19 protein-coding genes and 1 riboswitch are annotated in these 20,186 nt (G+C 38.2%); of the genes, 7 read left to right on the top strand and 12 right to left on the bottom strand.

Going from position 1 to position 20,186, the window contains the following annotated elements; translation table 11 throughout:
- Positions 1 to 4 precede the first annotated feature (4 nt).
- Positions 5 to 301, bottom strand: coding sequence for a hypothetical protein (locus tag G466_RS0112075; RefSeq protein ID WP_026813904.1), 297 nt, complete (start codon positions 299 to 301; stop codon positions 5 to 7).
- Positions 302 to 374: 73 nt separating this feature from the next.
- Complete coding sequence (gndA, locus tag G466_RS0112070) at positions 375 to 1,781, bottom strand: NADP-dependent phosphogluconate dehydrogenase (RefSeq protein WP_026813903.1); 1,407 nt, start codon at positions 1,779 to 1,781, stop codon at positions 375 to 377.
- A gap of 192 nt (positions 1,782 to 1,973) precedes the next feature.
- Between gndA and zwf the strand changes: the two genes are divergently transcribed.
- Positions 1,974 to 3,506 carry a glucose-6-phosphate dehydrogenase gene (gene zwf / locus G466_RS0112065; protein WP_026813902.1) on the top strand — a complete coding sequence of 511 codons (1,533 nt, stop codon included), beginning with the start codon at positions 1,974 to 1,976 and terminating at the stop codon, positions 3,504 to 3,506.
- A 110-nt stretch (positions 3,507 to 3,616) separates the two neighbouring features.
- Positions 3,617 to 4,327: a 6-phosphogluconolactonase gene (pgl, locus tag G466_RS0112060; RefSeq protein ID WP_026813901.1), complete on the top strand. Its 711-nt coding sequence runs from the start codon at positions 3,617 to 3,619 to the stop codon at positions 4,325 to 4,327.
- A 67-nt stretch (positions 4,328 to 4,394) separates the two neighbouring features.
- Here pgl and G466_RS0112055 read toward each other — a convergent pair whose 3' ends face one another.
- The 6 genes from G466_RS0112055 to G466_RS0112025 form a co-directional block, all read right to left on the bottom strand.
- A complete protein-coding gene (locus tag G466_RS0112055) occupies positions 4,395 to 4,940 on the bottom strand; it encodes an acyl-CoA thioesterase (protein ID WP_026813900.1) in 546 nt (181 codons plus the stop codon).
- A gap of 70 nt (positions 4,941 to 5,010) precedes the next feature.
- On the bottom strand, positions 5,011 to 5,361 hold the full coding sequence (locus tag G466_RS0112050; RefSeq protein ID WP_026813899.1) for a hypothetical protein: 351 nt from the start codon (positions 5,359 to 5,361) through the stop codon (positions 5,011 to 5,013).
- Between the two features lie 18 nt (positions 5,362 to 5,379).
- Complete coding sequence (rmuC, locus tag G466_RS0112045; RefSeq protein ID WP_026813898.1) at positions 5,380 to 6,753, bottom strand: DNA recombination protein RmuC; 1,374 nt, start codon at positions 6,751 to 6,753, stop codon at positions 5,380 to 5,382.
- 246 nt (positions 6,754 to 6,999) lie between these two features.
- Positions 7,000 to 7,701, bottom strand: coding sequence for an ABC transporter ATP-binding protein (locus G466_RS0112040; protein WP_316929605.1), 702 nt, complete (start codon positions 7,699 to 7,701; stop codon positions 7,000 to 7,002).
- Between the two features lie 213 nt (positions 7,702 to 7,914).
- Complete coding sequence (locus G466_RS0112030; protein ID WP_026813895.1) at positions 7,915 to 8,946, bottom strand: FecCD family ABC transporter permease; 1,032 nt, start codon at positions 8,944 to 8,946, stop codon at positions 7,915 to 7,917.
- Positions 8,947 to 10,089: an ABC transporter substrate-binding protein gene (locus tag G466_RS0112025; protein WP_026813894.1), complete on the bottom strand. Its 1,143-nt coding sequence runs from the start codon at positions 10,087 to 10,089 to the stop codon at positions 8,947 to 8,949. It abuts the gene before it with no gap.
- A 181-nt stretch (positions 10,090 to 10,270) separates the two neighbouring features.
- Positions 10,271 to 10,489, top strand: a riboswitch (cobalamin riboswitch).
- Positions 10,490 to 10,565: 76 nt separating this feature from the next.
- On the opposite strand from G466_RS0112025, the gene G466_RS0112020 reads away from it, so the two are divergent.
- Positions 10,566 to 12,422, top strand: coding sequence for a TonB-dependent receptor plug domain-containing protein (locus G466_RS0112020; RefSeq protein WP_026813893.1), 1,857 nt, complete (start codon positions 10,566 to 10,568; stop codon positions 12,420 to 12,422).
- A gap of 127 nt (positions 12,423 to 12,549) precedes the next feature.
- Here G466_RS0112020 and G466_RS0112015 read toward each other — a convergent pair whose 3' ends face one another.
- Positions 12,550 to 14,013, bottom strand: a complete 1,464-nt coding sequence (locus tag G466_RS0112015) for a S41 family peptidase (protein WP_026813892.1) — start codon at positions 14,011 to 14,013, stop codon at positions 12,550 to 12,552.
- A gap of 78 nt (positions 14,014 to 14,091) precedes the next feature.
- Positions 14,092 to 15,588, bottom strand: coding sequence for a S41 family peptidase (locus tag G466_RS0112010; RefSeq protein WP_026813891.1), 1,497 nt, complete (start codon positions 15,586 to 15,588; stop codon positions 14,092 to 14,094).
- Between the two features lie 232 nt (positions 15,589 to 15,820).
- Between G466_RS0112010 and G466_RS0112005 the strand changes: the two genes are divergently transcribed.
- The 4 genes from G466_RS0112005 to G466_RS0111990 all read left to right on the top strand — a co-directional run bounded on the left by G466_RS0112005 (position 15,821) and on the right by G466_RS0111990 (position 17,943).
- On the top strand, positions 15,821 to 16,330 hold the full coding sequence (locus G466_RS0112005; RefSeq protein ID WP_026813890.1) for an RNA polymerase sigma factor: 510 nt from the start codon (positions 15,821 to 15,823) through the stop codon (positions 16,328 to 16,330).
- The gene (locus tag G466_RS0112000; protein ID WP_026813889.1) at positions 16,317 to 16,751 is read left to right on the top strand and encodes a hypothetical protein; all 435 of its coding nucleotides are present in this window, start codon (positions 16,317 to 16,319) and stop codon (positions 16,749 to 16,751) included. The genes G466_RS0112005 and G466_RS0112000 overlap by 14 nt, the downstream gene beginning before the upstream one ends.
- An 11-nt stretch (positions 16,752 to 16,762) precedes the next feature.
- Positions 16,763 to 17,311 (top strand): DUF4252 domain-containing protein, encoded by a 549-nt coding sequence (locus G466_RS0111995; RefSeq protein WP_026813888.1) that lies wholly within the window; start codon positions 16,763 to 16,765, stop codon positions 17,309 to 17,311.
- Between the two features lie 86 nt (positions 17,312 to 17,397).
- Positions 17,398 to 17,943 carry a DUF4252 domain-containing protein gene (locus G466_RS0111990; RefSeq protein ID WP_026813887.1) on the top strand — a complete coding sequence of 182 codons (546 nt, stop codon included), beginning with the start codon at positions 17,398 to 17,400 and terminating at the stop codon, positions 17,941 to 17,943.
- Positions 17,944 to 18,096: 153 nt separating this feature from the next.
- On the opposite strand, the gene purB is transcribed toward G466_RS0111990, so the two are convergent.
- Together purB and G466_RS21925 are read right to left on the bottom strand one after the other, a co-directional pair.
- Positions 18,097 to 19,440 carry an adenylosuccinate lyase gene (gene purB, locus G466_RS0111985; RefSeq protein ID WP_026813886.1) on the bottom strand — a complete coding sequence of 448 codons (1,344 nt, stop codon included), beginning with the start codon at positions 19,438 to 19,440 and terminating at the stop codon, positions 18,097 to 18,099.
- 141 nt (positions 19,441 to 19,581) lie between these two features.
- Positions 19,582 to 20,151 (bottom strand): hypothetical protein, encoded by a 570-nt coding sequence (locus G466_RS21925; protein ID WP_051315637.1) that lies wholly within the window; start codon positions 20,149 to 20,151, stop codon positions 19,582 to 19,584.
- Positions 20,152 to 20,186: the final 35 nt, after the last annotated feature.

Genomic DNA, 20,186 nt, shown 5'->3' with positions numbered 1-20,186 from the left:
CTATTCATAGTAAGCCCTGAAGAATAAGGAAAATAAAAAATAAAAGGGCCAAAACAATACCAATAAAAACAATTAAATTTCTACTGCGATCTTTTTTGGCCCTAATTCTAATATGGTGTTTTATTTTCTTCAGCTCTGTTGCGGATACCTCCTTAAAGGATAGTTTCGTGGCATTAGGAGCAACATCTGTATAGATAGTGTCTCTGTTGCTTTCTTTGAACCGAACACGATTAGATGGTTTTAAAGCGCGATTGCGGTTCAATCTATTGTTCATATCTGCTACGTGTCCGGCGCCGCTCATTTTAGGTTTGTTTTAATGTTATTAAATATAAACTAAAATGAGGGATTTTCATAGCCCGCAGAAAAAGCTTACACTATTCCCATTCTGTATGGAATATTCCTTCCATATCCGTACGCTCATAGGTATGAGATCCAAAATGGTCACGCTGTGCCTGAATCAGGTTTAGCGGCAATCTTCCAGAAGTATAAGTATCAAAATACGTTAGGGAATTGGAAAGTCCTGGTAAAGGAATTCCATTTTTGGCCGCGTAGGCAACCAAATTCCTTGCCGATGTAACGGTGGATTGTACTTTAGGGACAAAGTTTGGCGATAGTAAAAGGTTGCTCAACGCTTTGTCTTCGGTATATGCCTTGGAAATATCTTCTAATAACCCCGCGCGGATAATACATCCAGCTCTCCAAATTTTAATAATTACAGCAAGATCCAACTCGTAACCATATTCGGTTGAGGCATCCGATAATTGATGTAGCCCTTGGGCATAGGTGGTGATAAAGGCGAAGTAAAGTGCCTCCTCGGCCCATTTTGCCAACTCTTCCTTGTCCATTACAGCTGGCTCTGGACGATTATACAATTTATCAGCCTGTACACGTTCTTCCTTAAGTGCAGATATCTCTCTCATACTCACTGCAATGTCTATGCTTGGAATAGGAATTCCCAAATCCATCGCATTTTGCGAGGTCCATTTTCCTGTTCCTTTTTGTTTGGCTTTATCTAATATTTTTTCCACTAATTTGCCAGGTCCCTTGTCATCATCCCTATTAAAGATCTCGGCAGATATTTCTACTAGGAAAGACTGTAGTCGGCCTTTATTCCAACTGTCAAATAGAGTATGCAGCTCGTCATAACTATAATTCCCTGCTTTTTTAAGGATATCATAAATCTCGGAGGTAAGTTGCATTAGACCATATTCTATACCGTTATGGACCATTTTAACGTAGTTTCCTGCCGATTTTGGCCCAAGATACGCTACACATGGTTCTCCCTTAAATTTCGCAGCTACGGCTTCAAAAATGGGTTGTACCTCTTTGTAGGCTTCTTTGTTTCCTCCTGGCATGATACTAGGTCCGCGTCTTGCACCTTTTGCTCCACCAGATACGCCCGATCCAAAAAAGTGGATACCTTTTTCTTTTAAATAAGCTTCCCTACGATCTGTGTCTGTAAAAAATGAATTTCCTCCATCAATTATAAGATCATTTTTATCCAAATGCGGTAATAGACTTTCTATTACGGAGTCTACTATCTTCCCTGCAGGTACCAAAAGCATAATCTTTCTAGGCTGGGATAAAGAGCTTACAAAGGTTTGTATGTCTGAAGTCGCATTTACCTTCTGGGGGTCCTCACCTTCAGCTATTAATGCTTTTACTTGTTCTTCATTTAAGTCGTACCCCATTGCAGAAAAATTGTTGTCGGCCACGTTCAGAATAAAATTCCGTCCCATAACTCCGAGTCCAATCAATCCAAAATCGTATGTATTTTTCATAAGTATGCTTTAAAAAAAATCCTAACAAAATAAAGCGCTTTTTGTTAAGAGTTCGTGTTTATAAAATGTATAAGCTAAATTAGTTTTATCTTCGCAGCCTAAAATAAAAATCAAAAGTAGTCATTTTATAGGTTTTTGAATCTTTTGTATCAAAATCCAACAAAATAAAACGATTATTCCAACAATTATAAAATGGGCAAAACAGCAAATCAAATGCTTGTTATCTTTGGAGCTTCCGGTGATCTTACTGCAAGAAAATTGGTTCCTTCCTTGTATAATTTGTATAAAGCTAATCAACTTCCGGAAAATTTTGTGGTTCTGGGGGTTAGTAGGAGCAATTTAACCGATGGCGAATTTAGAAAGAAAGTAGTTCTAGAAAGTTCATATTTAGAGAACAAAGTGAAAGGAGATGCAGAAGAAGTAATTACTACTTTTGCGGACAAATTCTTTTATGAAGATCTAGGGGATGACTACAGTAAGGAGTACAGTAAGTTAGCTACTAGAATATCGGATTTAAATTCCAAATACGAAACAGGTGAGAATTATATTTTCTATCTGTCTACCCCGCCAAGCTTATATGAGGTTATTGCTAAAAACCTTTCCGAGCAGCACTTGAATAATGAGAAAAACGGTTGGAAGCGGATAATTGTTGAAAAACCTTTCGGATACAGTTTAAAAACGGCCAAAAATTTAAATGCTGGACTTCAGAAATACTTTAAGGAAACACAGATCTATAGGATTGATCATTATTTAGGAAAAGAAACGGTACAAAACCTATTGGTTACCCGTTTTTCAAATAGTATTTTTGAGCCCCTTTGGAATAGGAATTACATTCACCATGTAGAAATTACTAATGCCGAAAGAGGTGGAGTGGAAAAAAGAGGAGGCTATTATGACAAGTCGGGCGCATTGCGCGATATGTTTCAAAACCATTTGTTGCAGATTGTTTCTTTAATTGTAATGGAGCCGCCCATAGATGCGAGTGCATTGGAAATACGAAACGAAAAGGTGAAAGCGCTTAAATCATTGCGTATAATGCGGGATGAAGAAACCCTATTTAAAAATACGGTAAGAGGTCAGTATCTTGCTTCGGTAATAGACGGTGAAAAAGTAAAGGGATATAGGGAAGAAGAGGGAGTAGATCCTAATTCCAAAACGGAGACCTATGCAGCTATAAAATTTTATGTGGATAACTGGAGGTGGAAAGATGTACCATTCTATGTGCGTACTGCCAAAAGAATGCCTACAAAGGTTACAGAAGTAGTTATCCATTTTAAATCACCGCACCACCAGGTTTTTAAAAATTCCAATTTAAAAAACAAGGATAATCAGTTGATTATTCGGATCCAACCTGATGAGGGGATTCTTATTAAATTTGGGGTGAAAGTTCCTGGGCAAGGGTTTAAAGTAGATCGTGCCAATTTGGATTTTTACTATTCCAGTTTAGCGAAGAACAATGTAATGGAAGCTTATGAGCGACTGTTGCTGGATGCTATGCAAGGAGATGCAACCCTATACGCCCGTGCCGATGAGGTAGAGGCGGCTTGGGAATTCGTAGATCCTATATTGAATTATTGGGAAAACGGTCCGGATGTAAATATATACGGTTATTCTGCTGGAGTATGGGGACCAACCAACTCAGACGATCTGTTGGAAGGCAACCTTAGGTGGCGTAATCCAGGGGAGAACTTGGCCGACGATCCAGGCTTCTGTGTAATTAAATAGTTAAATGACTATTTGGGACAACGGTAGGTAATACTTATCCCATAAACAATAATTAATCTATAGACTACCCTAGATGGGATCTGTAGAAAATTTATAAAAGCAAAATAGAAATGAAAACGAATGTAGATCCGTCCAAAGCGGAGGTTGCTAAAAGATTTTCCGAGTATTTGGAAGAGCAGATTAAGAATAACCCTATTATGCATATTGCCCTTTCTGGGGGGAGTACGCCAAAAGGAGTGTTTGATTATATGTCCGAAAATTCTAAGGGAATAGATTGGTCCAAAGTGCACTTATACTGGGGAGATGAGCGTTGTGTAGCCCCAACGGACGAGGAGAGCAATTATAAAATGACGGTGGATCATCTTTTATCAAAGATAGATATCCCGGAAGAAAACATTCATCGCGTGCTGGGAGAGGCAGATCCACAAGCTGAAGCAGTAAGGTATGGTGAGGTATTGGAGGTGCAATTGCCAAAAGAAAACAACCTGCCTCAATTTGATCTCGTTATTCTAGGGATGGGAGATGATGGACATACAGCTTCTATATTTCCTCATGAGATTGAATTATGGGATTCTAAGGAAAACTGCGAGGTGGCCATTCACCCAGATTCTGGTCAGCGAAGGATTACCATAACTGGAAAAATAATTAATAATGCTAAGACCGTAGCGTTCTTGGTAACAGGCGAGGGCAAGGCAGAAAAAGTAAAGACCATTATAGGGAAAGAGAATGGATATGAGCAATATCCCGCTTCCTTGGTGGCGCCTACATCTAAAAACCTAATTTGGTTCATGGATGAAGATGCTGCAGCTGGTATAGCATAATATCTTTTACTTATTTTAATTTAAATTGCCGCATAATCAACAATTGAAGATTGTGCGGCAATTTTGTTTAGCGCAACATCACTTTCACATTTTCCTTGTCTAGCTTCTTTAAATAGTCTTGAAACTTAAATTGAGATTCATCAAATTTGGTGGACCTGGACATAGCTTGTTTTTTTCTCTCCAGGCTTCGCGTAAAGCGTCTTACTCCTTGCTCGTCTTCAATAATTAATCCCGGAACCGGTAAGTTGTTGCCTTCAGCATCCTTAGCGACCATGGTGAAATAAGATGAGTTGCAATGCAGCATTTTCCCGGTTCTAATATTTTCCGATTCTACTCGTACACCTACTACCATGGAGGTACGACCAGTATAGTTTATAGATGCTTTTAAGGTGACCAATTCGCCCACCTCAATAGGATTTAGAAAGTCTACCTTGTTAACCGATGCGGTAACACAATAACTATTGGAGTGCTTTGAGGCACAGGCAAAGGCAATTTGGTCCATAAGGTGTAGTACGTGTCCTCCATGAACTTTCCCTCCAAAATTAGAATGGGATGGGAGCATTAATTGGGTAATGGAGAGTTGAGAGTGTTTGGCCGATTTAAACTTTTGCATGAGTTTACTTTTAAAATATAATATTCCCCAAGAATTTGTACTGGGTGATAAATCAATTAAAATAAAAAATTTAATGTGGAGAATTCTCTTTTTGAACTTTGGTGACAAAATATTTGGTGTCCCCAAGCCAGAAAAAAGTTCTATAGCGCTCTATATAGTCTACCCTAACATAAGAGCCTTGATATTCCCTAAGCTTTTCAATAGCATCGTTATCTGTAGCTGAAAAGGAAAATATTTGTGCCCCTGATATACCTTGACTGATTTCACCCTCCCAAGTTTTAATAAGTACGCCTTTATGACTTATTTTTATGAGTTCCCCAGACCGAGTTCCAGTGCTGTACGGTACAAAGTATACAAAGAGAAAATAGGCCGTAATTATTAAGGTAACGGCCAATAGAATAAGACCAAATGTTTTTTTCATAACTCTATAATTTTAGGTTTAGCGCAGGGGTAGCACGCTATTTTTGTTTGCTTCCTCTTTCTTTTCTACTTCTGCAATATGATCAATTGCTTTATTAAGTAAAGGTTCTGGAATGGATTTTTTTGCCTTGGCGCCCATTTTTTTTAACTTCTCAATACTGACGATAATATTTCCTCTTCCCTCCACCAATTTATTCATTGCTCCCTTATACTCGGTTTTTGCCTCATCCATTTTCTTTCCTACTTTGGTTAAATCTCCAACAAAACCTTCAAACTTATCGTAGAGAGCTCCAGCTTGTCTAGCGATTGCAATGGCGTTTCGCTGTTGTTTTTCATTGTTCCACATGGTGTCTATAGTGCGGAGCGTTGCTAATAGGGTGGAAGGGGTCACTATAATGATATTTTGTTCAAATGCCTTATTGTAAAGGGAATTGTCGTGATTTATGGCAATAGCGAAAGCAGGCTCTATAGGGACAAACATTAAAACAAAATCCGGACTATCCATCTCATAAAGGTCTTCATATTTTTTGGCGGAAAGCTGGTCTACATGCCTGCGAAGCGAATGAATATGATCTTTAAGGTATTTTTCCCTTAACTCGTCCTCAGAATTTACATAGCGCTCATAATCGGTAAGGGATACCTTAGAATCTACGATCATTTTTTTGCCGTCGGGCAGATGGATGATTACATCAGGTAACACCTTTGTGCCATCTTCCCTTTTGAAACTCTGTTGTACACTATATTCACGGTCTTTTTCCAGCCCTGATTTTTCTAATACACGCTCTAAGACAAGTTCTCCCCAATTCCCTTGCATTTTGCTATCTCCTTTTAGGGCTTTAGTTAAATTCTCTGCCTCTTGGGTAATTTTTAAATTTTGGGTCTGTAGGTTTGCCAATTGTTCTCTAAGGGCAGAATGCATGCCTACACTCTCCTTCTGACTGTCTTCTACCTTTTTTTCGAAAAGGACGATTTTTTCCTGTAAGGGGGCTAAGATATTTTTAATGTTCTCGCGGTTCTGCTCGGTAAATTTACTGCTCTTTTCATCTAGAATCTTATTCGCCAAATTCTCAAACTCTTTGGTAAATGTAGCCTGTAATTTCTCTACCTCTTCCTTTTGTTCCTTGTTTTTTATTTGGAGATTCTCCAGATGTGCCTGATATCGGGTGTTCTGATTTCCTAGCTCTTCTTTCTCTAACCGAAGTTGGTTTTTATCTGATACTACCATTTTCAATTGCTCCTCCAAGGAGTTAATATGATGCCGTAACTGATGTTCTCTTTCTAAAAGAGCACTCTGTTCAGATTTGGTCTTTAGACCTCTAATGTAGTTTCCTAAAAAATAGCCAACTCCCAAACAAATAAGGGAAATAGCTATAGGGGCAAGCAATTCATTCATTTAAAAAGAGTTCTTTAACGTAAAGATAGTGGATTGGGGTTAAAAGTTAATAGGGATTCAAATTTAAAGATTCCTAAGTGGATACGCCTTGGTGTTACCCCGGCCCCCTTTTCTTGGGGCAGTCAATTACTCTAAGGGAAGCCGATGAGTGGCTGGATCCAAAATAACATTAATATTTTGCCTAAGTGTTCGTGGGATAACATCTCAGTTCGTGAATAAAATACAAATTATAAAGAAAATCTTAATTTACCTATTCACCCTAAACGCACCGGTACTACTATCAAAGGTAATTGTGTCTGAAGGAAATAAGTTCTCAAAATTTCTATTTCTGATTAATTCGCAGGGCTCTCCAAATGCACTTTTTCCTTGTTCCAAAATAAGTATCTTATCACAGAGTTGAATAGCTATTTCAATTTCATGTGTAGTAAAAAGGATGGTCTTTTTTGTCTTATGGGCTATATCTTGTAGTAATTTTAAGATCTGTACTTTGTGATAGAGGTCTAAATGCGAGGTGGGCTCGTCCATTAATATGATAAAGGTGTCCTGTGCCAAAGCTCGTGCGATCATTACTTTCTGCAGTTGCCCGTCACTCAGTTCGTAGCATTTTTTATACTTCAAGGGTGTAAGATCTACTATTTCTAGGGCAGATTTTATTTTCTCTTTATCCACATCGCTCAAGGTTCCTATCCAATTGGTATAAGGTTGTCTTCCAAGGCTAACCAATTCCCATACCGTTAAATTTTTAGACGCAATAGGCTCGGTCAAAACGACACTAATCTGAGTAGCAAGATTGAGGTCAGTTAGCTTCTCTAAAGGAATGTTGTTTAATTGAATAGTGCCTGATATTTTCGGCTGCACTTTTCCCAAAGTTCTTAATAAGGTGGACTTCCCTATTCCGTTTACTCCTATGATTGCGGCCAATTCTCCCTTTACTAAGGAGAAATTAATATTTTCCGCTACTACATTTATCTGTTTTCTAGCGGTATACCCTATCCTTAGGTCTTTAATCGATAATGCGGTATGTTCTAAGGTAGTGCTAATGACTATTAATTTTAGAGCTAAGTTATTTAATAGATTTCAAAAATACTTTAAACTATGGAGATTAGTGCATTTTGCTTTTCCCTATTGTGAGTTAAAAATAGTACAGCCTCCACAAATCGATTAAAATACCATTTTCCGTTTTCTTACCAAAAGCCAGATTACTATAGGGGCCCCTATAATGGAAGTGATAGCGTTAATTGGCAGTACATTGGCCGAAGTGGGCCATTGGGCAATGGTATCGCATATTAGCATTAGAATGGCACCGTAGACCATTACTGCCGGTAGCAGTATTCTATGGTCAGTGGTATTGAAAATTTGACGCGTTAAATGGGGGACCGCTAACCCAATAAAGGCTATGGGGCCAGCAAAAGCACTAGCGCCGCCAGCTAGTAGACCGGTAGCTATTATAATGGAATAGCGCGATCTTTTTATATTTACTCCCATACTTCTGGCATAATTCTCACCCAATAAAAGGGAGTTTAGTGGCTTTATAGATATAATACTGATGAACAGGCCAATTACTATTATAATAAATAATAGAAGCAGTTGCTGCCAAGAAAGATTTCCCAAGCTACCAAAAGACCAGTAAATATATTGCTGTAATTTTTCTGCTGTAGAAAAGTAGGAAAGCACACTTACGACTGCTGCGGTAAGACTACCAAACATTAGGCCAATAATAAGTAGTGCCATGGTGTCTTTCACCCTAGAGGCAACTAACATTACTGCTAGTAGTACTAAAAAGCTTCCTATACTGGAAGCCAGGGCAAGAGAGATGTCGTTTACGATCCCAAAAGCAAATATTCCATTAAAGAGGGAAGCGCCCATAATTAGTATCGCAGCTCCAAGACTGGCGCCAGAGCTTATTCCAAGTACAAATGGTCCGGCTAAAGGGTTACGGAATAATGTCTGCATAAGCAAACCACTTAAAGCTAGTCCGCTACCGACCAGTATGGCTGTTAACGCCTTAGGGATTCTATAATCCCAAATAATATAGGCCCATGAAGCCTTTTCCGTAGCGCTACCTAATATGGCGTTTACCACCTCTGTGAGGGGTATGGATACAGAGCCAAAGCTGATGTTTACCATAAAACAAGCAAGTAATACTACAACCAGCAGTATAAAATATAGAGTATATGATTTTGAGCGAGGCACTTAATCCAGGGGTTTAAAGAAAACTGAGTTGTGTTCCGGAAGTAGTTCCGGATGAAAGATATGGATCAGGTCCTTTAGGACCAGATCTGGCCGGTTGGGTGCTAATTCAAAATAAAGCATACCTTCTGTAGCACCCTTGGTACTGGCGTAGGTGTATATCTTCTTGTTTTTATAAGGGGAGAATTGGGAATAGTGTCTATTACTGTCCATCATCCCGTCATAACTTGTAAACTGGGAGGGTGATATCCAAAAATCAGCATCCTGCCCTTTCTCTAAAACACTTTCTAAACTAAGGGAGAGGCTACCGGTTTCTTGAGATTCTTTCCAGAGGTAATCTGTATTGGCGTCTTCCAGGAACTGTGCTCCCCAACTTTTACCCCCTGGAAGGTACCATATATCTTTATAAAGAGCGCCACTTAATACTGTAGGGCGTGCTTTCGCCTGTTGTGCCAAAAGCTTAGTACGGTTATAGCTATTTGCAATAGTAGAAAAAATGGAATCTGCTTTTGCTTCCTGCTGAAAAAATGGTGCAAAAAACTTAATCCATTCTGCTTTTCCCAAAGGGGTTTCTTCCGTCCATTCCCCATTATAAACCACTGGCACACCTGCCCTCTGAATGGTTTCATAGGCTTTGTTTTCGTTATTGATCCCAAAACCCACTACTAACTCGGGTCTTAGGGCAATTACCATTTCTGTATTTAAAGCTTCATTCTGACCCAAATCCTCAACGTGACCTGCATCTATACGCTTCCGTGTTTTTTCTGAGGAAATATACTTAGTATCGGGAAAGCCTATTAGTTTCTCTGTTTGCCCCAATGCGTCCAAAGCAGGAATGTGGGTGGTAGAGGTTACTACAATATTTTCTACAGGTACTGGAACGATGGCTTGGTACGCATCTCTGTCTAAACTAATAGAGGGTAGTATGTCCTTAGGAACTAGGGCGTAGGTAAATGTTGCTTCGGAATTGGGCCATGGTGAGGTTATATTGATAAGGGTTATTCCATTGGTTAGTTTTTCCATGGTAAAACCCTTAGCGTATTCTATGTTTATAGATGTTGTTACCTCACTGGGAATAGTTCCTTTTTTCTCCCGCTTACAAGACAAAACTGTTAGCACTACTAGTAAATATATTATTTTATTCAAAAGGGCTATTTTTAATTGTACAGGTTCAAAAGTAGTATTAAATTTTTTGACCAAAGCATTTTGATAAGATTCCATAGCTCCTAAAGTATATTTATTTTATGTAGACTCCTTCTGGGCTAAAGGAACCTCCGCTAAAATATAAAACTCAATAATTACCCTGCCCAATTTTAAAAAATGAGTTAGCTTCGCAGCGAAATTTGGTTCCAATCCCTCTTGCAATAGGAGGGTAAGATTAAATGGGAATTCAGTGAAAATCTGAAACTGTTCCCGCAACTGTAAGCATTGTCCGAATTACTGTGGATGGCTGTCATTTCTTCTAAAACCACTGCCCAAACATCACGGGTGGGAAGGTATATGATAGTACGCAAGTCAGGAGACCTGCCAAATTCGAAAAATTATAATGTTAAACTTTCGGGACAAAGGTTTGCGTATGGGTACAGACATGCAACTCTCCCGTTTTTTGAATTGAACGAATAATGAATAAAAATTTTATTGGTTTGTGTGCAGCTATATTAGCTTATACTGGAGCAGTAGCTCAAGAGGAGGTAAATATCCAGCATTTGGACGAAGTTGTGGTGAGTGATTCCCGATTTGAACTTAGTAGGGAGAATTCCGGAAAAACGGTGATTAAGATTTCTTCAGAAGAGATAAAAAGAAGTCAGGGAAAAACCATCGCTGAAATCATCAATTCTAAAAGCGGATTTTCCCTTGCCGGGAGTAATGGGAAGGAAGGTACTGTTTTAGGTGTTTATGCCCGTGGAGGTAGAGGCAGACAGGTTTTGGTTTTGGTTGATGGGGTTCGTATTTCTGACCCGTCATCTGTAAATCAGGAATATGATTTAAGATTACTTTCCACTTCAAATATAGAATCCATAGAAATTATTAAGGGTGCGGCAAGTACCTTGTATGGTACCAACGCAGCCACTGCGGTTATCAATATTACGACAAAAAAAGTCTCGGAAAATAAAATTTCCGGAAATTTTCAATCGAGTATGGGTACCAATCATACATCCGAAGATCAAAACTACGATATAGCAGATTTTTCCAATAATGTTTCCATTAATGGTACTTTGAACAAGTTTAGCTATAATGTTGGATTCTCTAATCGATATTCGGAAGGGATGTCGGCATTGGTTACACCCAACAATGAAGAGGATGATTTTTCCAATTTTGCTGCGGATTTAAAATTGGGATATGCCTTTTCCGATGAATTTAAAATTAGAGTCTATGCGAATCAGACCAAGACCAGGGCAGAGTTTGATGAAGCCTATGGAATGATCGATGCTCCTTATGTGTTTCTTAGTGAGCAAAATAGAGCCGGATTATCCGCGGAATATAAGTACAATAAAGGCGCTTTGGTACTTAATACAGCCTTTAGCGAGTATGAATCCGATATTGAAGATGGTTTTCCTACTATTTATAAAGGTAAAAACAGGGTTTTAGATTTTTATAATAAGTATAGTTTTAATAATAATCTACATACCATATTAGGCCTAAATTATATCCATGATGAGACGGAGTATTCTGAGGTTCAGGATTTTAACATTGTAGATCCTTATGTGAACATGGTATATGTGTCCGACTTTGGTTTTAATTTAAATACAGGCATGCGCGCTAATAATCACTCTGAGTATGGATCCCATTTTGTTTATAATGTAAACCCGTCATTTACTATTAAAAATTCCAACGGTTATGTTAAGGTGATGGGGTCTTATGCTACCTCATATATTACGCCTAGTTTAAATCAGCTGTTCGGTAATTTTGGGGCCAATGCAGATTTGAAGCCCGAGGAGAATCGTACTGTGGAAGGTGGATTGGAATACGCTTTAAATACTGATTTTAGAATAAGCGCACTTTATTTTAATAGAAAAGAAAAGAACTTTGTGTATTATGGTAATGCAGGTTATGAAAATGCAGATACTACAATTGATGCTAGTGGGGTAGAGGTAGAGCTGAATTGGACCCCGATAACCAATTTTAATCTTGGTGCTAACTATACGTTTACGGAGAGAGAGGGAGATAATGCTATTCGTTTACCAAAACACAAATTAAATGCTTTTTTAGGCTATGACTTTTCCAAACGTACCAATGCAAACCTAAACTTTTCCATGACCGGAAAACGTACGGATACCGATTTCGGAACTTTCCCATCTGTGAATGTTGACCTGGCATCGTATTCTCTTTTAGATTTTTATATAGCACACGAAGTGATAGCGAATAAATTGTCCTTTTTCTTGAATGCAAGTAACCTTCTAAACGAAGCGTATACAGAAATTCTAGGTTATACTACTAAAGGAAGAAACATCAGGTTGGGGTTAAATCTTAATTTATAATGCGTTTTGATTGATGGGGGTAGTTGATACTATCCCCATCAGGTTTTACTGGTGTAGGTTATATAAAAAAATGGGCCGGTTATATTGATAAATCGATAAAACGGGCCCGTCTTTGTTTTAAGTAAGTTTATTGGAGCGGTAAGCTTTCCATTTTATCTAAATACATATTGTCTTTCGTGGGAGTGAAGAGTTTAGAGTTGGAGATTTCTTCTACGGTCATTGGACTTGTGTAATCTCTTTTGGCAGTTGTTCCTGTAATTTCTTGGATTGCCCTTGAAAAAAGGGTCTCATTGGGATCCCCTAATACTCCTAAATTAGATAGGTCTTCACTAATTTCTATGTTTGGAGCAAGACCAGTTGTATAATCAGAGAATCCAACTGCGTTCTCATTACGTCCCATAAGTGGCTGCATTGCCCATTTATGGTTAGGGTTGATTTTGTTTTCCCGGGCAGGGCTATAGATATAATCGTTTGCTATATCATCCACCATGGTAACAGAAAACTCATTTTTACCTCTTGTTCGTTCTCCTATATGAATAACATCTACATAAGGTGCTAATCCGTTCATAACTAGTTCACTGGCGCTTGCAGAGCTTCTTGTGGCCAACACATATACTTGATTGAGATTTAGAGAATTTATTGCTGATCCCTTATCGGTTTTAGATGCAAAGTGGTCTTCGGAACTGTAGGTGGCTTGTTTTTTATCATTCCAACGTTGCCTAATAAAAATTTCATTGGTATTGGTGCCATAGACCATACTAGCTAAAAGCCTTGCGCTATTTACCGATCCCCCAGGGTTATACCTGAAATCCAAAACTAGTTCCGTTACACCTTCGGATTTAAACTGTGCGAATACCGTATTTAATTCCTCGTTAAACCCGGCGGTAAATCCGTTATACATGAGGTAGGCAATTTTAGTGCCCTTTACTTCTACTGTTTTTGCGACCAGGATAGGGTTTTCTACCAATCCTTCCCGTTTGGTTAGGGTTACTTTTCTGTTACTGTCGGTAATCACGTTGCCGTTAATATCGGCCATACCTAGCGTATAGGTGTCGTTATTACCAAAAAGTAAATTTACGTAGTTAGAATCTGTTAGTTTAGTGCCGTTTACCCGATTAAAAATCTCTCCCCTAGATATATCTTTGGAAGCTGCATCAGAGTTAGGGATAATATACCGTACATAGCCAAAAATATCGGGACTTCCTTTAAAACGTGCTAAGCCAAATTCCATTCCGTTGCTTTTAGAGATGCCGTTTAAAGAGTTTACCAGCACTCTGTAATCTTCTTCTAAAAAGCTAAAACGATCTATAGCATTAGCCTCTCCTACAATTTTTATATGACGGTAGCAGGTTTGGAAAAAAAACTCTTCTGGGTCAGTATATTGCTCCAAGTAATCTACATACTCTTCATTAGTCGCAAATCTACTATCTCCTAGGTTAGGGGCATCTGCCTGCCAAAAGTACCATTGGTTTAATCCCTGCCACATAAAATTTTGGACCTCTGAATCTTTTGGGTAAATAAAAGCGTCATCATCTTTGTCCGTACAGGATAGAACTGTAGTAACGAGTAGTAGTGCAAAAAAATTTCTCATAAAAATTTGGCGATGGCCCTATAACATTATAAAAGTTGGGTAATGTTAACCAATTTACCCTTCATCAATACACCTTTATTATTGTTTTTTTATAGGTAATGGCGTTATAAAGTCCATATACATATTGTCCCTCGTTTTGGTGAACATCTTAGAACTGGTAACCAATTTTACAGGATGATGGACGGTGAAATCCATTTTGGCGGATATACCTGTGATTTCTGATATGGCTTTTTTTAATAGGGGCTCATTCTTGTCTCCTAAAATCCCTAGGTTAGACAAATCTTCTGCTAATGCGATATCCGGTTGTAGTCCATCGGTATAATCAGAAAATCCTACTGAATTCTCATTCCTACCAATTAGGGGCTGTATGGCCCAATGATTGTCGGGATTTATTTCGTTTTCTCTTTCAGGATCATACACATTTCCATTATCAAAATCATCCACAAAGGTGACGGAGAATTCGTTTTTTCCAGTTGTTTTAGTGCCAATATGTACTACATTTATATAAGGATCCAAGCCGTTAATTACCAGTTCACTCGCAGAAGCGCTGCTTCCGGTGGCAAGGACGTATACTTTATTAAGTCCCAACGAATTTACTGGACTACTTTTATCGGTTTTGTCCGAGAAATAAGTGTTAAGATCTACATTACTATTTTCATAACCTTCTTGTAATCTTTCGTTATATCTCGCCTTTAAGAAAACTTTATCGGAATACGGTCCATAAACCATACTGGATAACAACACTGCAGAATTCACGGATCCTCCAGGATTATACCTTAAGTCCAACACTAAGTCTGTTACTCCTGCAGATTTAAAGGTGCCAAAAGCATCGTTAAGATCCTCATCAAATTCGTTTGTGAAGCTATTATACATAAGATAGCCAATTTTTCTGCCGTTTACCTCCAAAATTTTGGCAATGTAAACTGGATTCTCCGTTAAATCTGCTTCTTTGGTCAGGGTAACCTCACGATTTGTATTATTTATGACGTTATCAGAAATGGTGGCCATATTTAGGGTGTACGTGTCATTTTCCCCAAACAGGAGTTCTTCATAATTATCCAAGTTTAAGGTTATACCATTTACACCTGTGAAAAAGTCTCCTCTTTCAATCTCTTTGCTAGCCGCGTTAGAATTAGGTACTACATATCTTACATAGCCAAATACGTCATCGCTATCCGCGAAAAGGCTAAGTCCAAATTCCAAGCCGTTGCTTTTGGAAACTCCAGAAAAGGCTTTAGTGAGCTCTTTATAATCTTCAGAATAGAAACTGAATCGATCCTCAGAAAAAAGAAGTTTTTCAGTATAGAATTTTCCAGGATCTTGTTCAGATTCCAAAAACTCCCTGTATTCTGATTTTGTGGTAAACCTGTCATCTGCTAGGTCCTTTACATCGCTCTGCCAAAAATAATAAAGGTTCATGGTTTGCCACATAAAGTTCTGTACCGTTACATCTATCGCTTCTACTTCAGGTTCTGTTCCCGGCGCCACTGGTTCAGGAAGTACTTCATCATTTTTGGTACATTGGATAAAGAGTAAGCTCATTCCCAGTACTGCTAAACTTAGATATTTTTTCATTGTAAAGATTAAGATTCTACTATATTAGGGTAAACAAAAATCATTCCAACGTAAAAAATATATTGAAGTCGGGGGAATAATTTCTATATATACGGAATAAATACATATTTGGTTTCTTTGAGCGTAAATTACGAACATTGAAAAGAAATAAAAATAAAACGTAACAAAAGCCGATTTATTTCGTCTTCCTATTGTAATCCTATTTTTGGGGATTGCAAAACAACCGGACCAAATGCAACAGACAGAGTTTTTAGATGTGGTACTTCCTTTTAAGGATAAAATGTTTAGGCTTGCTAAACGATTGTTAGTCTCTAGGGAAGAGGCGGAGGACGCCACGCAGGAAATTTTAATGAAGCTATGGTCCAAGAATAAGATAATGGCCAACTATAATAATGTAGAGGCCTATGCGATGACCATGACAAAGAATTTTTGTTTAGACAGATTGAAGTCGAAACAAGCGGGCAATTTAAAATTGGTGCACAGCAATTACCAAGACGAAAATGTTTCTTTACAATCAGAAATAGAGGTTAGCGACAGTCTTAGCTGGGTAGAGAAAATAATGGAGGAATTGCCCGAACAGCAAAAAATGGTGCTTCAATTAAGAGATGTAGAACAATATGAATTTGATGAGATTGCAAAATTATTAGACATGAAGCCTACTGCAATAAGGGTAGCACTCTCCAGAGCGAGAAAAACGGTGAGAGAAAAATTAGTGCAAAAACATAATTATGGAATTGGATAGAATAGAAAAATTGTTGGAGAAATATTTAGAGGCTACTACGACAGTTGCCGAAGAAGAAATAGTACGGGATTATTTCGCAAATGAGGATATTCCGGGGCATTTAAAATCTTACGCACCAATGTTTCACTATTTTTCCGCTGCCAAGGAAGAGCGGTTTACCAAGCAGATGCTGCCAAAGCCTAAACGGCAGAGAGGTTATTTGGCATGGGCCTCAATTGCTGCAGCAGCAGTTTTAGTGTTTGGCATTTATTTTGGTACTGTTTACTATAATCAGCAAGAGCAGAAAAAAGCGGAATTTGCTTATCAGGAAACTAAAAAAGCGCTTAGCCTGTTGGCGGCCAATTTTGAAAGGGGTACGGAAAAAGTAGCCTATTTAAAAGAATTTGAAGCAACAAAAGAAAAAATATACAATAAAAATTAAATTATAAAGAGATGAGAAAAATTATCATAATTGCAATATTGGCCGTACTTCCATTTTCTGGGTTCTCGCAATCCGTGTTCGATAAATTTGAAGATTTGGATAAAGTAAGTGCCGTGGTGGTAAACGAAAGTATGTTTAGGCTTCTAAGTAAAATAGATGTTGAAGTAAATGACCAAGAGGCACAAGATTTTATGGACATAGCCCAGAACTTAAAGAATTTAAAGGTGTTTATTACGGAAGATAAAACGGTTGCTGCCGATATGGAGTCTACTATGGCAAAGTACCTTAAATCTGCCTCTCTACAAGAATTGATGCGGGTAAAAGATAAGGAGGCCAATGTGAAATTTTATATCAAAAGTGGGAAGGACGAAGACCATGTGAGTGAACTGCTCATGTTTGTTACGGGTATAAAGAATGCTGGTGCCGAAATTAATGATAGAAAAATTGAAACTGTATTGTTGTCGCTTACTGGAGACATAGATTTAAACAAGATAGGGTCGCTAACCAAGAAGATGAACCTGCCAAGTGAATTAAATAAGGCTGGAAAGAACAAGAAGTAGGGTAATTATACAGGGTAGTCCAGAAAAGGAAAGCACTTGTTTTTAACCACAGGGATTATAAAATAAATTTAATAAAAATTGAAAAAATGAAAGTGTTACTAACCCGGGGAAGTGCTGTACTGTTATTGGTTATGTTTCTTAGTTGCTCCTCTAACCAAAGCTTGCAAGAGTATTATGTGGATAATGCCGAGAACCCTAATTTTATATCCGTAGACCTCCCTGTAAGTCTTTTAAATTTAGAAAAGGCCAATTTAACGATGGAACAGAAAGAGGCGATGGAGTCATTGAGAAAACTGAACATCCTCGCCTATAAGAAGACAGGTGAAAATGAGGCCGATTTCCAGAAAGAGCGGTTAAATATAAGAGCTATTTTAAAAAATGAGAAGTTTACAGAGCTAATGAAAATGAATACTTCTTATGGAAAAGCTACAGTCAACTATTTGGGTGATGAAAATGCTATTGATGAGGTGATTATATATGGGGATAGCGATGATAAGGGGTTTATGGTAGTAAGGGTACTGGGCAAGGATATGAATCCTGTTAAATTGGTTCAATTTATCCAAGCTTTAGAAAAATCTGATTACAAGGGAGAAGGCTTACAGCAAATGGGAGCGTTTTTTAAAGGCGATTAAGACCTGCGCCTCAATTAATAAAAAAAACCTGCTTTGGAATTTTTCAAAGCAGGTTTTTTAGTTAAGATCACTTCCCTTTTTAATTGTTAAAGTCGAGAATTGTAAAGAGTGCAAATAACTGACATTAAAGAAGGAGATGGTTTATTCCCGCTCTTATATCCCCGTATAGTTCCGGGGAGTAATTTGCTTTAATTCCTTCTTTATCTCCTCGCTAACTTCTAAAGTATCTATAAAATGGGCAATGGAATCTTGAGTGATTTTTTCGTTGGTCCTTGTTAATCCTTTTAAAGTTTCGTAAGGATCTGGATATGCTTCCCTTCTTAGGATGGTTTGAATAGCTTCTGCCACAACCGGCCAATTGTTCTCAAGGTCTTGATCAAATTTATCTTCGTTCAGGAGTAATTTGTTCAATCCTTTTAAGGTAGATTGAAATGCAATTAGGGTATGCCCAAATGGTACACCTACATTTCTTAGTACAGTACTATCAGTAAGGTCCCTTTGTAATCGGGATACTGGTAACTTTGCCGATAAATGTTCAAAAATGGCGTTAGCAATCCCTAAATTTCCCTCGGAGTTCTCAAAGTCAATCGGATTTACCTTATGAGGCATAGCAGATGATCCTACTTCACCAGCTTTTATTTTTTGTTTAAAATAATCCATGGATACATAGGTCCAAAAATCCCTATCTAAATCCAAGATAATGGTATTTATACGTTTTAGGCAATCGAACAACCCTGCCAAATGATCGTAATGTTCAATTTGCGTGGTAGGGAAAGAGTGATATAATCCTAACTTTTCCTGTACAAATTTCTGTCCGAAGGCTTTCCAATCGATGTTTGGATAAGCAACTTTGTGTGCGTTAAAATTTCCTGTGGCTCCCCCAAACTTGGCTGCATTAGGTATTTCCTCCAGCATACGGAACTGCTCTTTTAATCGCACTGCAAAAACATCTACTTCCTTCCCCAATCGGGTGGGGGATGCAGGTTGTCCGTGAGTTCTGGCTAACATAGGGACAGCTTCCCATTCTTTTGCCAGTTCTTCTATTTTATTTAATACCTCTAAGTAATTAGGAACATAAACTTCATCCATAGCTTCCTTTATAGAAAGAGGGATGGCTGTGTTATTAATATCCTGGGAAGTAAGTCCAAAATGTATAAACTCCTTAAAAGCCTGTAGGCCTAGGGTATCAAATTTCTTTTTAATAAAGTACTCAACTGCCTTAACATCGTGGTTGGTAACCTTTTCAATTTCTTTAATTGCAGTAGCGTCTTCAGTAGTGAAGTTACTGTAGATTTCCCGTAATGCCGGAAACTTGGCCGTCTCAAAGTCCGACAATTGCGGTAAAGGAATTTCGCAAAGCGCAATAAAATATTCAATTTCCACTAAAACCCTATACTTAATAAGTGCTTCTTCTGAAAAATAAGGTGCCAAAGAAGCAGTCTTACTGCGATACCTGCCGTCTATAGGCGAAATGGCGTTTAATTTGTTTAATGACATTTTATAAGAAATTGGATGTTTTTAGAAAAGCGCAAAGATAGCTATAAGTTAAAGAGTATAAAAGCGATCCTAAAATAATGTTTAGGGATGGGAATGAAGGTCTTTACTCACTATGTGAAATTAAAATATCCTAACTATGGTTCAACAGTTATCGGTATTTATAATCCCATATATCCTTGGCTTACAATAGCGCATTGACTCTTGTGGCAACCATCCCAATTTTGCAAGTATCATCCTCGCCCTTGCCTGGTAAGCCCGACTTCCCTTTTGGTAATTTTGGTGCAATACCTGTCTCAATTCTGGCCAAATCCAATCAAATTTTCTGCCCAACAATAATAGACAGGTCATTGAATAGGCCTTTGCGGCCACCTTTTGTTCGTCTATCAGCCAATCAAAACATACTGTGGCCATTTGCGTGAAATGTTCGTTTTGGAATGCGTTGCATGTGCTGGGATCTTTATCTATGAAATAGGATTGGCATAAGTACTCGTAGATTTTTGCAATAGGTCTTACCGCAGCGTCGTGATGTGTTTTTGTACTATTCTCAAGTATGGCAGCTGTATGCGGGAGTAAAAAGATTAAGCGTTGCTTTGCAATAAATTCCATAACAGACCATGCCTTACAAGAAATAGGGTCGCTTACATTTAAAGCAATCTCCAGGAGGTTGCCTATATTTTCGGGATGGTTTATAACAAAGGCAGGCATTTTCATTCTCTTCTTCCTAGTAGCATCAATATGCTTTAGTG

Origin of the sequence: Arenibacter certesii DSM 19833 (assembly GCF_000429545.1) — a bacterium.
Taxonomy (GTDB): domain Bacteria; phylum Bacteroidota; class Bacteroidia; order Flavobacteriales; family Flavobacteriaceae; genus Arenibacter; species Arenibacter certesii.
The sequence above is the reverse complement of the archived record's forward strand: the minus strand, read 5'-3'. Positions and strand labels throughout refer to the sequence as shown.